This is a genomic window from Exiguobacterium algae (genome assembly GCF_018617875.1).
GTDB lineage: Bacteria > Bacillota > Bacilli > Exiguobacteriales > Exiguobacteriaceae > Exiguobacterium > Exiguobacterium algae.
Genome location: NZ_JACSKZ010000007.1, coordinates 21614 through 37421, shown reverse-complemented (window position 1 = coordinate 37421; position 15808 = coordinate 21614). Strand labels below are relative to the sequence as shown.

12 protein-coding genes and 1 other annotated feature are annotated in these 15808 nt (G+C 48.1%); all 12 genes read left to right on the top strand.

The window, feature by feature from the left end; translation table 11 throughout:
• The first annotated feature begins 13 nt into the window (after window positions 1-13).
• Window positions 14-439, top strand: a complete 426-nt coding sequence (rplK, locus tag KNP03_RS12935; protein WP_021066593.1) for a 50S ribosomal protein L11 — start codon at window positions 14-16, stop codon at window positions 437-439.
• A gap of 94 nt (window positions 440-533) precedes the next feature.
• On the top strand, window positions 534-1220 hold the full coding sequence (rplA, locus tag KNP03_RS12930) for a 50S ribosomal protein L1 (RefSeq protein ID WP_214829883.1): 687 nt from the start codon (window positions 534-536) through the stop codon (window positions 1218-1220).
• 59 nt (window positions 1221-1279) lie between these two features.
• Window positions 1280-1433, top strand: a sequence feature (ribosomal protein L10 leader region).
• A gap of 44 nt (window positions 1434-1477) precedes the next feature.
• On the top strand, window positions 1478-1984 hold the full coding sequence (gene rplJ, locus KNP03_RS12925; protein WP_214829880.1) for a 50S ribosomal protein L10: 507 nt from the start codon (window positions 1478-1480) through the stop codon (window positions 1982-1984).
• Between the two features lie 61 nt (window positions 1985-2045).
• Window positions 2046-2414 (top strand): 50S ribosomal protein L7/L12, encoded by a 369-nt coding sequence (gene rplL, locus KNP03_RS12920; protein ID WP_214829877.1) that lies wholly within the window; start codon window positions 2046-2048, stop codon window positions 2412-2414.
• A 79-nt stretch (window positions 2415-2493) separates the two neighbouring features.
• Entirely contained in the window at window positions 2494-3090 is a 597-nt protein-coding gene (locus tag KNP03_RS12915; RefSeq protein WP_214829874.1) for a class I SAM-dependent methyltransferase, read from the top strand.
• A gap of 193 nt (window positions 3091-3283) precedes the next feature.
• Window positions 3284-6832 (top strand): DNA-directed RNA polymerase subunit beta, encoded by a 3549-nt coding sequence (rpoB, locus tag KNP03_RS12910; protein ID WP_214829930.1) that lies wholly within the window; start codon window positions 3284-3286, stop codon window positions 6830-6832.
• Window positions 6833-6854: 22 nt separating this feature from the next.
• Window positions 6855-10454 carry a DNA-directed RNA polymerase subunit beta' gene (rpoC, locus tag KNP03_RS12905; protein WP_214829872.1) on the top strand — a complete coding sequence of 1200 codons (3600 nt, stop codon included), beginning with the start codon at window positions 6855-6857 and terminating at the stop codon, window positions 10452-10454.
• Window positions 10455-10745: 291 nt separating this feature from the next.
• Window positions 10746-11168 carry a 30S ribosomal protein S12 gene (rpsL, locus tag KNP03_RS12900; protein WP_012727683.1) on the top strand — a complete coding sequence of 141 codons (423 nt, stop codon included), beginning with the start codon at window positions 10746-10748 and terminating at the stop codon, window positions 11166-11168.
• 48 nt (window positions 11169-11216) lie between these two features.
• Window positions 11217-11684: a 30S ribosomal protein S7 gene (rpsG, locus tag KNP03_RS12895; protein WP_012727682.1), complete on the top strand. Its 468-nt coding sequence runs from the start codon at window positions 11217-11219 to the stop codon at window positions 11682-11684.
• 118 nt (window positions 11685-11802) lie between these two features.
• A complete protein-coding gene (gene fusA / locus KNP03_RS12890; protein ID WP_214829870.1) occupies window positions 11803-13881 on the top strand; it encodes an elongation factor G in 2079 nt (692 codons plus the stop codon).
• Between the two features lie 113 nt (window positions 13882-13994).
• The gene (tuf, locus tag KNP03_RS12885; RefSeq protein WP_214829868.1) at window positions 13995-15182 is read left to right on the top strand and encodes an elongation factor Tu; all 1188 of its coding nucleotides are present in this window, start codon (window positions 13995-13997) and stop codon (window positions 15180-15182) included.
• Window positions 15183-15288: 106 nt separating this feature from the next.
• Window positions 15289-15798, top strand: coding sequence for a hypothetical protein (locus KNP03_RS12880; RefSeq protein ID WP_214829866.1), 510 nt, complete (start codon window positions 15289-15291; stop codon window positions 15796-15798).
• Window positions 15799-15808: the final 10 nt, after the last annotated feature.

The window sequence follows — 15808 nt, the reverse complement described above, 5'->3', positions numbered from 1 at the left end:
GGAGGTGTGTCTCGTGGCGAAGAAAGTTACTAAACTCGTTAAACTTCAAATCCCAGCTGGTAAAGCTAACCCAGCACCGCCAGTAGGTCCAGCACTTGGTCAAGCAGGTGTTAACATCATGGGATTCTGTAAAGAGTTCAACGCTCGTACACAAGACCAAGCCGGATTGATTATTCCTGTAGTCATCACGGTATACGAAGATCGTTCGTTTACATTCATTACGAAAACTCCACCAGCTGCAGTTCTCTTGAAGAAAGCTGCTGGTATCGAGAGTGGTTCTGGTGAACCAAACCGTAAGAAAGTAGCAACGGTTAAGCGTGACAAAGTTCGCGAAATCGCTGAACTTAAAATGCCTGACCTTAACGCATCATCTGTAGAAACAGCGATGCTTATGGTTGAAGGTACTGCGCGCAGTATGGGTATTGTAATCGAAGACTAATTGTCAGTCTCTGGGGTTGTCGGTGAATACTGCTCACCTTCAATCCCTTCATTATGTGGGAGGAAATTCCGCTAACCACAAGGAGGAAAAGATCATGGGTAAAAAACACCAAGAAGCAGCTAAGCTTGTTGACCGCACGAAGTCATACGACCTCGCTGAAGCTGTCGAGCTCGTTCAAAAAACAGCTACTGCAAAATTCGATGAAACAATCGAAGTTGCTGTCCGTCTCGGAGTAGATCCGAAGAAAGCTGACCAGCAAATCCGTGGTGCCGTTGTACTTCCACACGGTACTGGTAAAACACAAAAAGTTCTCGTCTTCGCAAAAGGTGAGAAAGTGAAAGAAGCGGAAGCTGCTGGCGCAGACTACGTTGGTGACGCTGAGTACATCAACAAAATCCAACAAGGATGGTTCGACTTCGATGTAATCGTTGCGACACCTGACATGATGGGTGAAGTTGGTAAACTCGGTCGTGTTCTCGGACCTAAAGGCCTCATGCCGAACCCGAAAACAGGAACAGTTACTTTCGACGTTGAAAAAGCAATCGCGGACATCAAAGCTGGTAAAGTAGAATACCGCGTTGATAAAGCTGGTAACATCCACGTTCCAGTTGGTAAGAAATCATTTGAAGCAACGAAACTCTCTGAGAACATCGAGACAATTCTCGAAACACTCATGAAAGTGAAGCCTGCTACTGCAAAAGGAACTTACCTTAAAAACATCTCGCTTTCATCTACAATGGGTCCTGGGATCCGTGTAGCGACTGCAGATTTCCTTAAGTAATCTTGTTGAAATAAATTGTTGACAACGTGTGACACCGCTGTTAAAGTAATACACGTTCAACCGAATATGTTGGATTACCGTAGACAGAAGGTGGACATCGGTCCGTAAACCCTTCCGAGGTGTCTTTGCTCGAACTTGAGCCTGTTGTCACAGGTTTACTTTCAAACAATTACGCCCTCGTATGTCTTCATACGAGGGATTTCTTTTGGAGAGCAGCCTCTCGTCCGGTATAAGAATTGACTAGGAGGTGCAAACACATGGCAAACGAAAAAATCGTAGCTCAGAAATCGGCTCTCGTCGATGAAATCGCTGAGAAAATGCAAGCGAGCGTTGGAACAATCGTTGTTGACTACCGCGGACTTACAGTTGAAGAAGTGACTACACTCCGTAAATCACTCCGTGACGCTGGAATCGAGTTCAAAGTATACAAAAACGGACTCCTTCGCCGCGCAGCAGTTCAGTCGAACTTCGAAGGTCTTGACGAAGTCTTCACTGGTCCTACAGCAATCGCCTTCTCAAACGAAGACGTTGTTGCTCCAGCGAAGATTTTGAACGACTTCTCGAAAGAGCACAAAGCGCTCGAACTTAAAGGCGGAATCATCGAAGGCAAAGTTTCTTCACTCGAAGAAGTCAAAGCCCTTGCAGAACTTCCATCACGCGAAGGTCTTCTCTCGATGCTTCTCAGCGTACTTCAAGCTCCAATCCGTGGGCTCGCAGTCGCAACAAACGCAATCGCAGAACAAAAAGAAGAGCAATCAGCTTAATTTTTGTCTCGTAGCGTAAACCCAAAAAACTTTTTTACAACATCAAAGGAGGAAAACCATAATGGCTTTCAACAAAGAGCAATTCATCGAAGACCTCAAATCAATGACGGTTCTCGAACTTAACGAACTCGTAAAAACAATCGAAGAAGAATTCGGCGTATCAGCAGCAGCTCCAGTAGCAGTTGCAGGTGCTGGCGCAGGCGCAGCAGCTGAAGAGAAAACTGAATTCGACGTAGTCCTCACAAACGCTGGCGCTGGTAAAATCAACGTCATCAAAGCTGTTCGTGAAATCACAGGCCTCGGTCTTAAAGAAGCTAAAGCACTCGTTGACGGAACTCCAGCTCCAGTCAAAGAAGGCGTTTCTAAAGACGACGCTGAAGCAATCAAAGCTAAGCTTGAAGAAGCTGGCGCATCTGTTGAAGTTAAGTAATTCGACTTCACAACTTATAGAAGCTCGCCACGGCGAGCTTCTTTTATTTCCTTGAAGAATGGGTTAGGAGGTTCAAAGCATGGGAGATCATTACTATACGAACGACCCGCGTTCGGAAAGTGCCCCTGAGACATGGACGTTTGAGTTGCGAGGGAAGATGTATACCTTCACCTCGGACCGCGGTGTGTTCTCGAAAGGATCTGTCGATTTTGGGTCGCGTCTCTTAATCGAATCATTTGAAGTGCCTGATGTTGCCGGGCGCATTTTAGATGTAGGTTGTGGTTATGGTCCGATGGGGATCTCGCTTGCCGACGCCTCTGGGCGTGAGGCATTGCTCGTGGATGTGAACGAGCGTGCGCTCGCATTGTCTGAACAGAACGCCGCCCGTAATGGAGTGACCGTAGAAACGCGACTTTCCCATGCATATGATGCGGTGGGAGAGGAACAGTTTGCTGCAATCGTCACCAACCCGCCGATCCGTGCTGGGAAGCAGGTGGTCCACACCATTTTACGTGATGCCCACTCGCATCTGGTCGTTGGAGGCGCGCTTTACGTCGTCATTCAAAAGAAACAAGGAGCACCTTCTGCTAAAAAATTATTGGAAGAGGTGTTTGGTCAAGTGGACACGATTGCAAAAGATAAAGGCTACTTTATTTTTAAAGCAATTCGCTCTTGACAACCGGCGGAGTTTTATTGACTCGCCATAACGTATATGCTAATATTATAAAATGCCATTGGAATGGAATTCGCTTGAAATTGCCGTGTCTGCCGCTTTTTAGGCATGGAAAACGAGCGACATTCAATGACAATGTTCGATTATTACGCCCGAAAAATTCGATAAAGAATTGGGGGTCTGAGAGGTGAATCAGTTGACTGGTCAACTTGTTCAGTACGGTCGTCACCGTCAGAGAAGAAGCTATGCCCGTATCAGTGAGGTTTTAGAGCTTCCGAATTTGATTGAAATTCAAACTGCTTCTTATGAGTGGTTCTTACGTGAGGGATTGAAGGAGATGTTTACGGACATTTCGCCGATTTCCGATTTCACTGGAAACCTCGTATTGGAGTTCATCGATTACTCGCTCAGCGAGCCGAAGTATTCGATCGATGAATCGAAGGAGCGCGACGTTACTTACTCTGCGCCATTGCGCGTAAAAGTACGTCTCCAAAACAAAGAGACAGGCGAGCTCAAAGAACAAGAAGTGTTCATGGGGGATTTCCCGCTCATGACAGAATCGGGAACGTTTATCATCAATGGTGCAGAACGCGTCATCGTTTCCCAGCTTGTACGTTCACCGAGCGTGTACTATAACGCCAAACTCGATAAAAACGGTAAGCGTGGATTTGGCGCAACAGTCATCCCGAACCGTGGTGCTTGGCTCGAACTCGAGACAGACGCTAAAGATATCGTTTATGTTCGTATTGACCGTACCCGTAAGATTCCGGTAACGGTGTTGTTGCGTGCCCTCGGATTCGGTACGGACCAAGAAATTATCGACCTTCTCGGGGATGACGAATATCTTCGCAATACCCTTGAAAAAGATAACACGGAGTCAACAGAGAAAGCGTTGATTGAGATTTACGAACGCCTCCGCCCTGGTGAACCACCAACGGTAGAGAACGCGAAGTCACTTCTCGTGTCACGTTTCTTCGATCCGAAGCGCTATGACTTGGCGAATGTCGGTCGCTATAAGATGAACAAGAAACTTCATCTTAAGAACCGTTTGTTCGGTCAAAAATTAGCGGAAACGCTCGTTGACCCGGAAACAGGGGAAGTTCTTGCGGAAGCAGGAACAGTCCTCGACCGTCGTAACTTGGATCGTATCCTTCCACACTTGGAAAACGGTCTCGGCTACATGGATGCAGAACCACACGGTGGTGTCGCTGAAGGTGAACCATTCGGTCTTCAGTCTATTAAAGTCATTTCACCGGACGATCCAGACGGAGAACGCATCCTAAACATTATTGGGAACGGTAATATCGACCGTAGTGTCAAGCACATTACACCAGCTGATATTATCGCGTCAATCAACTACTTCTTTAACTTACTTCACGAAGTCGGAACAACAGATGACATCGACCACTTAGGAAACCGTCGTCTTCGTTCAGTCGGAGAACTTCTCCAAAACCAATTCCGGATCGGGCTTTCCCGTATGGAACGTGTTGTAAAAGAACGTATGTCGATTCAGGATCAAAATGCAATCACACCACAGGCGCTGATCAACATCCGCCCTGTTATTGCATCGCTTAAAGAGTTCTTCGGTAGCTCGCAGTTGTCACAGTTCATGGACCAAACGAACCCGCTTGCCGAGTTGACGCACAAACGTCGTCTCTCTGCACTTGGACCGGGTGGTTTGACGCGTGAGCGTGCCGGCTTCGAAGTTCGAGACGTTCACTATTCGCACTACGGTCGGATGTGTCCAATCGAAACACCAGAGGGACCGAACATCGGACTCATCAACTCACTCTCGTCTTATGCGAAAGTGAACGAGTACGGTTTCATCGAAGCACCATATCGTCGCGTCGACCCGGAAACAGGTCTTGTCACGAGCGAAATTCAATATATGACAGCAGACGAGGAAGACCTCTACGTCGTCGCACAGGCAAACATGCCGCTCACAGAAGAAGGTCACTTTGCGAACGAACAAGTTCTTTGCCGCTTCCGCGGACAAAACTTGTCAGTTGAGCCAAGTCGAGTCGATTACATGGACGTCTCGCCGAAACAGGTTGTTTCTGCTGCGACTGCATGTATCCCGTTCTTAGAGAATGATGACTCGAACCGTGCCCTCATGGGAGCAAACATGCAACGTCAGGCAGTACCGCTTCTTCAACCGGATTCACCGATTGTCGGTACCGGAATGGAGTATGTATCTGCAAAAGACTCTGGGGCAGCAATCGTTGCGAAATACCCAGGTGTCGTAGAACGCGTCACAGCCCGTGAAATCTTGATCCGTCGTACGTCAGACGTAAACGGCTCAGAGGTTTCAGGTAACCTGGACCGCTACAAACTTCAGAAATATGTCCGTTCTAACCAAGGGACATGCTATAACCAGAAACCGATCATCTCGGCTGGCGACCGTGTCGAAAAAGGAGAAATCCTTGCAGACGGTCCGTCGATGGATATGGGTGAGCTCGCGCTCGGCCGTAACGTCGTCGTCGCCTTCATGACATGGGACGGTTACAACTATGAGGATGCGATCATCATGAGCGAACGTCTCGTGAAAGATGACGTGTATACTTCGATCCACATCGAAGAATACGAGTCAGAATCACGCGATACGAAGCTCGGACCAGAGGAAATCACGCGTGATATTCCAAACGTCGGTGATGATGCACTTCGTAACTTGGACGACCGCGGAATCATCCGCATCGGAGCAGAAGTAAAAGATGGTGACATCCTCGTTGGTAAAGTAACGCCTAAAGGTGTAACTGAATTGACGGCGGAAGAGCGCCTCTTGCACGCAATCTTCGGTGAGAAGGCACGTGAAGTACGTGATACATCACTTCGCGTACCAAACGGTGGAGACGGAATCATCTTGGATGTCAAAGTGTTCGACCGTGAAAACGGTGACGAATTGTCTCCAGGTGTTAACCAAATGGTCCGTGTCTATATCGTTCAAAAACGTAAGATTCACGAAGGGGATAAGATGGCGGGACGTCACGGTAACAAAGGTGTTATCTCGCGGATTCTCCCTGAAGAGGATATGCCATTCATGCCTGACGGTACACCGGTTGACATCATGCTCAACCCACTAGGGGTACCATCGCGTATGAACATCGGGCAGGTGCTCGAACTCCACCTTGGTATGGCGGCGAAGAAGCTCGGCATCAAAGTGGCAACACCTGTATTCGATGGTGCGCGTGAGGAAGATGTATGGTCAACGATTGAAGAAGCCGGTATGGATAAAGATGCGAAAACGCGCCTTTATGACGGTCGTACGGGTGAACCGTTCGATAACCGTGTTTCAGTCGGTGTCATGTACATGATCAAACTTGCGCACATGGTAGACGACAAACTTCACGCTCGTTCGACAGGACCATACTCACTCGTTACGCAACAACCGCTCGGTGGTAAAGCACAGTTCGGTGGTCAGCGCTTCGGTGAGATGGAAGTTTGGGCTCTTGAAGCGTATGGCGCAGCCTACACGCTCCAAGAAATCTTAACGATCAAGTCGGATGACACAGTCGGTCGTGTGAAAGCATACGAAGCGATTGTGAAAGGCGAGAGCGTTCCGAAAGCGGGCGTTCCTGAATCATTCCGCGTCTTGATCAAAGAGCTTCAAGCACTTGGTATGGAAGTCAAGATGATGTCAGCGGATGATGAAGAAGTCGAAATGAAAGATGAAGATGACGACAACATCCCGAACGCAACATCGGCGTTAGAACAAGTCGTTCAACCGACTGTTACGGAAGAGGAATAAGGCGAAAAGGGAGGTCGGCCCCTTGGTAGATGTTAATCGATTTGAATATATGAAAATCGGCTTGGCTTCGTCCGAAAAGATCCGTTCGTGGTCTTACGGCGAAGTCAAAAAGCCGGAAACGATCAACTATCGTACACTTAAACCAGAGAAGGACGGATTATTCTGTGAACGAATCTTCGGTCCAACAAAAGACTGGGAATGTTACTGCGGGAAGTACAAACGAATCCGTTATAAAGGAGTCATTTGTGACCGTTGTGGCGTTGAAGTGACGAAAGCGAAAGTGCGTCGCGAGCGAATGGGCCATATTGAGCTCGCGGCACCAGTTTCGCATATCTGGTACTTTAAAGGGATTCCAAGCCGTATGGGGCTTGTTCTCGACATGTCACCACGTGCGCTTGAAGAAGTCATTTACTTCGCGTCGTACGTCGTGACAGAGCCAGGTGACACACCGCTCGAGAAGAAACAACTTCTCTCGGAAAAAGAGTTCCGTCTCTATCGTGAGAAATACGGTAGCGACTTCAAAGCAGACATGGGTGCTGAAGCGATTCGCACGCTCCTCCAAGATGTCAATCTTGAAAAAGAAGTGAGCGAGCTTCGTGAAGAATTGAAGACAGTACAAGGTCAACGTCGTACACGTGCGATCAAACGACTTGAAGTACTCGATGCGTTCTTTACTTCAGGAAACAATCCGGATTGGATGATCCTTGAAGTGCTTCCTGTCATTCCACCAGAGCTTCGCCCGATGGTACAGCTCGACGGTGGACGCTTTGCGACATCTGACTTGAACGATTTATATCGTCGAGTCATCAACCGGAACAACCGTCTCAAACGTTTGCTCGACCTCGGCGCGCCGAACATCATCGTGCAAAACGAGAAGCGTATGCTTCAAGAAGCGGTTGACGCCCTCATCGACAATGGTCGTCGTGGTCGTCCGGTAACAGGTCCTGGTAACCGTCCGCTCAAATCGCTTTCACACATGTTGAAAGGGAAACAAGGTCGTTTCCGTCAAAACCTTCTTGGTAAACGGGTCGACTACTCAGGACGTTCGGTTATCGTCGTCGGACCGAACTTGAAGATGTATCAGTGTGGTCTTCCGAAAGAGATGGCACTTGAGCTCTTCAAACCGTTCGTGATGAAAGAGCTTGTCGGTCGCGGCATCGCTTCAAACATCAAGAACGCGAAACGCAAGATTGAAAAGATGCAACCGGAAATCTGGGGCGTCCTTGAAGAAGTCATTCGTGAGCATCCGGTTCTCTTGAACCGTGCCCCGACACTTCACCGTCTCGGTATCCAGGCATTCGAACCAATTCTTGTTGAAGGTCGTGCGATTCGCCTTCACCCACTCGTATGTACAGCGTATAACGCCGACTTCGATGGTGACCAAATGGCAGTCCACGTTCCGCTTTCGGCAGAAGCACAAGCGGAAGCACGCCTTCTCATGCTCGCTGCACAGAACATCTTGAACCCGAAAGATGGAAAACCGGTTGTTACACCATCGCAGGATATGGTCCTCGGTAACTACTACATCTCGCTTGAACGCGACGATGCCATCGGTCAAGGGAAAGTGTTCTCGAATGTTAACGAGGCGTTGATTGCCTACCAAAACGGATATGTCCACTTGCACTCGCGTGTGGCACTTCCGGCACGTACGCTCAACAACCCGACATTCACAGAAGAGCAAAACGAAAAATTACTCATCACAACAGTTGGTAAGATGATCTTCAACGAAATCTTGCCAAACACGTTCCCATACTTGAACGAACCGACGATGCAAAACTTGCAGGAAGCAACGCCTGACAAGTACTTCATCGACAAAGGGGCGAACGTTGCGGAAGAAATCGCATCACGTCCTCTCATCGAGCCGTTCAAAAAAGGATTCCTTGGAAAAGTCATCGCGGAAGTGTTCCAGAAGTTTGAAACGACTGAAACGAGCCGCATGCTTGACCGGATGAAAGATCTCGGCTTCAAACATTCGACAAAAGCGGGTGTGACGGTCGGTATCGCCGATATCATCGTACTTCCGGACAAACAAGAAATTCTTGATGAAGCACAAAAACAAGTCGACCAAATCATGAAGTCGTTCCGTCGTGGTCTCATCACTGAAGATGAGCGTTACGAGCGCGTCGTACGTGCTTGGAACGAAGCGAAGGATGAAATTCAATCTCGATTGATGAAATCCCTCAACCGCTTGAACCCGATCTTCATGATGTCTGACTCAGGTGCCCGTGGTAACGCCTCTAACTTTACGCAGCTTGCGGGTATGCGTGGTTTGATGGCCGCTCCATCTGGTCGCATCATCGAACTTCCAATCAAATCGTCGTTCCGTGAAGGTCTGACGGTTCAAGAGTACTTCATCTCAACTCACGGGGCTCGTAAAGGTCTTGCCGATACAGCCTTGAAGACAGCCGACTCAGGTTACTTGACACGTCGTCTCGTTGACGTCGCGCAAGATGTCATCATCCGTGAAGAAGATTGTGGAACAGACCGTGGAATCCGCGTGTCTGCCCTCCGCGAAGGTACGGAAGAAATCGAAGGATTGTACGACCGTCTTGTCGGCCGTACAGCATTCGAAACGGTGACGCATCCTGAATCAGGTAACGTCATCGTCGACAAAAACGAGTTGATCACAGAAGAACTCGCACGCGACATCGTCGATGCGGGAATCGAACAGGTAGAAATCCGTACAGCCTTCACATGTAACACGTCACACGGCGTATGTAAGAAGTGTTACGGACGTAACTTGGCGACTGGATCAAACGTTGAAGTCGGAGAAGCAGTCGGTATCATCGCCGCGCAATCAATCGGTGAGCCAGGAACACAGCTTACAATGCGTACGTTCCACACAGGTGGGGTTGCCGGAGACGATATCACACAAGGTCTTCCGCGTATCCAAGAGGTATTCGAGGCCCGTAACCCGAAAGGTCAAGCGGTCATCTCGGAAATCGCCGGTACGGTCATCGACTTCACAGAGTCACGTGATAAACGTGAACTCACAGTTGAAGGACTTAGCGAGACTCGCTCGTACACGATTCCATTCGGAGCCCGTCTCCGCGTTCAAATCGGTGATACGGTAGAAGCTGGTGAAGTCTTCACTGAAGGTTCGATCGATCCAAAAGAATTGCTCGCTGTCCGTGGTGTATCTGGCGTACAGAACTACCTTCTCCAGGAAGTTCAAAAAGTATACCGGATGCAAGGGGTAGAAATCGGAGATAAGCACGTCGAAGTTATGGTTCGCCAAATGCTTCGTCGCGTCAAAGTCATCGAGTCAGGTGACACACCGCTTCTCCCAGGTTCGCTCGTTGACATCAGCGTCTTCAAAGAGGCATGTAAGGATGCACTTCGAGACGGTAAACGTCCAGCGACTGCGAAACCAGTCCTTCTCGGAATCACGAAAGCGTCGCTTGAGACAGACTCGTTCCTCTCGGCCGCTTCGTTCCAGGAAACGACACGCGTCTTGACAGATGCAGCAATCAAAGGAAAACGCGACTATCTCCTTGGACTCAAAGAGAACGTCATCATCGGGAAACTCGTTCCGGCTGGTACTGGGATGGCGGTTTACCGCGATGTCGAAATCGAAGAAGAAGAGGCGCCTGTTGCCCTCGAGGATACGATTGTCGAATAAAATACGTCTTGACAGCATAGGTTGGCGGTGCTACTATGATTTAGTGCCGCCAATCGGTTGTTGTCACTGACAACGATGTCCAGCAGTCGGCAAGCTACTTGGACGTCCATCCGATCTTTCTTCGGGAAGGTTTGGCTGCTATTATTGCCACTTTTCAAGGTATAACTCACGTTTTTGCGAGGTCATGGAATGCCTACGCCTCGTAAAAGCGTTTCGTTATGACCTTAAATGAACCACCCGGGTCGGTGGGACTAGAAAATAGCAACATTCAGGAAGGGAGGATCTTCAAAGATGCCTACTATTAACCAGTTAGTCCGTAAAGGACGTAAATCGAAAGTCGTTAAATCTGACTCTCCAGCACTTAACAAAGGTTACAACAGTTTCATCAAGTCACAAACAAACGTGAGCTCACCACAAAAACGTGGTGTTTGTACACGTGTTGGTACAATGACTCCGAAGAAACCGAACTCGGCGCTTCGTAAGTATGCTCGTGTTCGTTTGACTAACCAAATCGAAGTGACTGCGTACATCCCAGGTATTGGCCACAACCTTCAAGAACACAGCGTTGTTCTTATCCGTGGAGGACGTGTAAAAGACTTACCAGGGGTACGTTACCACATCGTTCGTGGTGCGCTTGACACTGCAGGTGTTGACGGACGTATGCAAGGCCGTTCTAAATACGGTACGAAACGTCCGAAAGCTGCGAAGAAGTAATTCTCGCCAACTAAACTACAATTGAAACTTTGAAAGGAGGGTACTCGGATGCGTAAAAACCGTGCAGAACGTCGTGACGTTATCGCAGATCCGATCTACAACTCGAAATTGGTAACTCGCCTCATTAACCGTGTCATGTTAGACGGTAAAAAAGGTACAGCCCAAACAATCATTTACAACGCATTTGGCATCATTGCTGAACGTTCAGGTAAAGAGCCTATGGAAGTATTCGAAGAAGCAATGAACAACATCATGCCTGTACTTGAAGTTAAGGCACGCCGTGTAGGTGGAGCGAACTACCAAGTTCCTGTTGAAGTTCGTCCAGAGCGCCGTACGACACTTGGTCTTCGTTACCTCGTGAACTACGCTCGTCTCCGCAACGAAAAAACGATGGAGCAACGTATCGCGAACGAAATCATGGATGCAGCCAACAACACTGGTGCGTCTGTTAAGAAACGCGAAGACATGCATAAGATGGCAGAAGCAAACAAAGCGTTTGCTCACTATCGTTGGTAATTTAATCGTAAAGCCCACTCTGTTCCGCCAAGTCATGGCTTAACGGAGTGGCTTTCGGGTATAATCATATCGTGTGCCAGCACACGAAAATCACACATGCGGAAGGAGAATACCCAGTATGGCAAGAGAATTCTCCCTAAAGAATACTCGTAACATCGGGATCATGGCTCACATCGATGCCGGTAAAACGACAACAACTGAACGTATTCTTTATTACACAGGTCGTATCCATAAAATTGGTGAAACGCACGAAGGTGCTTCACAAATGGACTGGATGGAGCAGGAGCAAGAGCGTGGAATCACGATCACTTCAGCTGCGACAACTGCACAGTGGAATGGCCACCGTGTAAACATCATCGATACACCTGGACACGTAGACTTTACTGTAGAAGTTGAACGTTCACTCCGTGTACTTGATGGTGCGGTTGCTGTACTTGACGCTCAGTCAGGTGTAGAACCACAAACAGAAACTGTATGGCGTCAAGCGACGACATATGGTGTACCACGTGTCGTATTCGTCAACAAGATGGATAAAATCGGCGCAGACTTCTTGTACTCTGTGAAGACGCTTCATGAGCGCCTCCAAGCGAACGCTTACGCGATCCAACTCCCAATCGGAGCAGAGGACGATTTCAAAGGGATCATCGATCTCGTTGAAATGAAGACTTACATGTACAACAACGACCTCGGTACTGACATCGAAGTAACAGATGGCTTCCCAGCTGACATGGCTGACCAAGCTGAAGAACTTCGCGGTCAATTGATCGAAGGTGTTGCTGACTTCAACGAAGAGTTGATGATGAAGTACCTTGAGGGTGAAGAAATTTCAATCGATGAATTGAAAGCTGCAATCCGTCAAGCGACACTTAGCGTTGAATTCTACCCTGTACTCGTTGGTTCTGCCTTCAAAAACAAAGGTGTTCAGCTTATGCTTAACGCTGTTGTTGATTACCTCCCATCACCAGTTGATGTAGAGTCAATCAAAGGGATCAACCTCGATACAGAAGAAGAAATCACACGTGAGCCTTCTGACGATGCTCCATTCTCAGCACTTGCGTTCAAAGTTATGACTGACCCTTACGTCGGTAAATTGACGTTCTTCCGCGTGTACTCTGGTACAGCTGAAGCGGGATCATACGTGAAGAACTCGACTAAAGGGAAGCGTGAGCGTCTCGGTCGTATCCTTCAAATGCACGCAAACAGCCGTGAAGAAATCCCAATGGTATACGCTGGTGACATCGCCGCTGCTGTTGGTTTCAAAGACACGACTACTGGTGACACGCTTTGCTCTGAGAAAGATAACATCGTTCTCGAGTCAATGACGTTCCCAGAACCGGTTATCTCGGTCGCAATCGAACCTAAATCGAAAGCAGACCAAGATAAGATGGGTCAAGCTCTTGCTAAACTCGCAGAAGAAGATCCAACATTCCGCACTGAAACAAACCAAGAGACTGGTCAAACAATCATCTCTGGTATGGGTGAGCTTCACCTTGACATCCTCGTTGACCGTATGCGTCGCGAATTCAAAGTAGAAGCTAACGTAGGTGCACCACAAGTTGCTTACCGTGAAACAATCCGTGGCGCTGCGAAGATCGATTCGAAATTCGTTCGTCAGTCTGGTGGACGCGGTCAGTACGGTCACGTTGTCGTAGAATTCGAGCCGAACGAAGAAGGCGCTGGATTCGAGTTCGAGAACAAGATCGTCGGTGGTGTTGTACCACGTGAATACGTACCAGCTGTTCAAGCAGGTCTCGAAGAAGCTCTCGAAAACGGTATCCTTGCTGGTTACCCAGTAGTAGACGTTAAAGCACGTCTCGTATTCGGTTCGTATCACGATGTCGACTCGAACGAGATGGCGTTTAAAGTTGCTGCTTCGATGGCTGTTAAACAACTTAAGGACCAAGCGAAAGCTGTCATCCTTGAGCCAATGATGCGTGTTGAAGTTGTTATCCCAGAAGAATACATGGGTGACATCATGGGTGACGTCACGTCACGCCGTGGACGCGTAGAAGGTATGGAAGCACGCGGTAACGCACAAGTCGTTAAAGCGATGATTCCACTTTCAGAAATGTTCGGTTACGCAACATCACTTCGTTCACGTACACAAGGACGCGGAACGTACTCGATGCACTTCGATCACTACGAAGAAGTACCGAAATCAATTGCTGAAGAAATCGTCAAAAAAGCGAACGGCTAATAACGGTTGTATCGCTAGATTGATTGTTGTAAGCTAAGGAGGACGTATGTTAAAAGTAACCTACGTCTTCCTAGTTAAATAAAACTAATCGTTTAATAGAGGAGGAATCTAGAATGGGTAAAGAAAAATTCGACCGTTCTAAGCCGCACGTTAACATTGGTACAATTGGCCACGTTGACCACGGTAAAACAACTTTGACTGCAGCAATCTCTGCTGTACTTTCACGTGCACAAGGGAAAACAGCTACTAAGTTCGACCAAATCGATGGTGCTCCAGAAGAGCGCGAGCGCGGTATCACAATCGCAACAGCTCACATCGAGTACGAAACTGACAAGCGTCACTACGCACACGTTGACTGCCCAGGACACGCTGACTATGTTAAAAACATGATCACTGGTGCTGCTCAAATGGACGGCGCGATCCTCGTTGTATCTGCAACTGATGGTCCAATGCCACAAACACGTGAGCACATCCTTCTTTCACGTCAAGTAGGTGTTCCTTACATCGTAGTCTTCATGAACAAAGTTGACATGGTAGACGACGAAGAGCTCCTCGAACTCGTTGAGATGGAAATCCGTGAACTTCTTTCTGAATACGACTTCCCAGGCGACGACCTCCCTGTAATCAAAGGTTCTGCACTTGGCGCACTTAACGGTGAAGCTCAGTGGGAAGAAAAAGTTATGGAACTCATGAACGCTGTTGATGAGTACATCCCAGAACCAGTTCGTGACACAGATAAAGACTTCATGATGCCTGTTGAGGACGTATTCTCAATCACTGGTCGTGGTACTGTAGCGACTGGTCGTGTTGAGCGTGGTGTTCTCCGCGTCAACGACGAAGTTGAAATCGTTGGTCTTACAGAAGAAACTAAGAAAACTGTATGTACTGGTGTAGAGATGTTCCGTAAGCTTCTCGACTACGCTGAAGCTGGCGACAACATCGGTGCACTTCTCCGTGGTGTATCACGTGACGACATCGAGCGTGGACAAGTACTTGCTAAGCCAGGTTCAATCACACCACACTCTAAATTCAAAGCATCAATCTACGTTCTTTCTAAAGAAGAGGGTGGCCGTCACACGCCATTCTTCGCGAACTACCGCCCGCAGTTCTACTTCCGTACAACTGACGTAACAGGTATCGTTCACCTTCCAGAAGGTACTGAAATGGTAATGCCAGGAGACAACATCGAGTTGACGGTCGAATTGATTTCTACAATCGCGATCGAAGACGGTACACGTTTCTCTATCCGTGAGGGTGGCCGTACTGTAGGTGCTGGTTCAGTAACAGAAATCATCGAGTAATCGATTGATTCAACTGAACAACTTTAAGCAGTCCGCATATTGCGGGCTGCTTTTTTGTGTTTTCACCATGCCGTGGTAAGATGAGGGATACGAAAGGGGTGACGTCATGCTCAAACAATTGGAGACGATTTGTCGTTTGAACGGGATTGCCTATCGGATTGGTGGTTCACAGCTGTTAAAGCGTTACGGAATCGTCGATGTGACAAATGATGTCGATTTGTTCGTGGAACCCGATCAGTTTGAACGGATAGATCAGATTTTGAGTCGCGCCGGAGAGAAACGATCATCTGAACCACATGAGGCGTACTTGACGACTTACTTTGGTGAGTATGTTTTCGAGGGGACCGACGTAGATGTCATGTCCAGTTTTCGTATGAAGTGTACCGATGGCATCTATACACATCCTTATATAGAAGCAGAAGGGAACTGGATGCACCTCGAAGAATGGATTGTCCTGTATACGGTCATCGGTCGAGATGATAAACTGACACGTCTAGCTCGCTATTTTGAGACGCACTCTATGGATGAAGGAATTGTTCATGCGTGTTTAAAGCGAGCCCCGCATTCGGTCATCGAGGGGGTCACAGAGCGATTCGGATCAATGATGAAACGCTAGGTTGAGTTGA

Bases quoted from the DNA above. Each gene is read 5' to 3' on its own strand.
- fusA (WP_214829870.1), top strand. From the start codon at position 11,803: ATGGCAAGAGAATTCTCCCTAAAGAATACTCGTAACATCGGGATCATG.
- tuf (WP_214829868.1), top strand. From the start codon at position 13,995: ATGGGTAAAGAAAAATTCGACCGTTCTAAGCCGCACGTTAACATTGGT.
- rpsL (WP_012727683.1), top strand. From the start codon at position 10,746: ATGCCTACTATTAACCAGTTAGTCCGTAAAGGACGTAAATCGAAAGTC.
- rplL (WP_214829877.1), top strand. From the start codon at position 2,046: ATGGCTTTCAACAAAGAGCAATTCATCGAAGACCTCAAATCAATGACG.
- KNP03_RS12880 (WP_214829866.1), top strand. From the start codon at position 15,289: ATGCTCAAACAATTGGAGACGATTTGTCGTTTGAACGGGATTGCCTAT.
- rplJ (WP_214829880.1), top strand. From the start codon at position 1,478: ATGGCAAACGAAAAAATCGTAGCTCAGAAATCGGCTCTCGTCGATGAA.
- rpsG (WP_012727682.1), top strand. From the start codon at position 11,217: ATGCGTAAAAACCGTGCAGAACGTCGTGACGTTATCGCAGATCCGATC.
- KNP03_RS12915 (WP_214829874.1), top strand. From the start codon at position 2,494: ATGGGAGATCATTACTATACGAACGACCCGCGTTCGGAAAGTGCCCCT.
- rplA (WP_214829883.1), top strand. From the start codon at position 534: ATGGGTAAAAAACACCAAGAAGCAGCTAAGCTTGTTGACCGCACGAAG.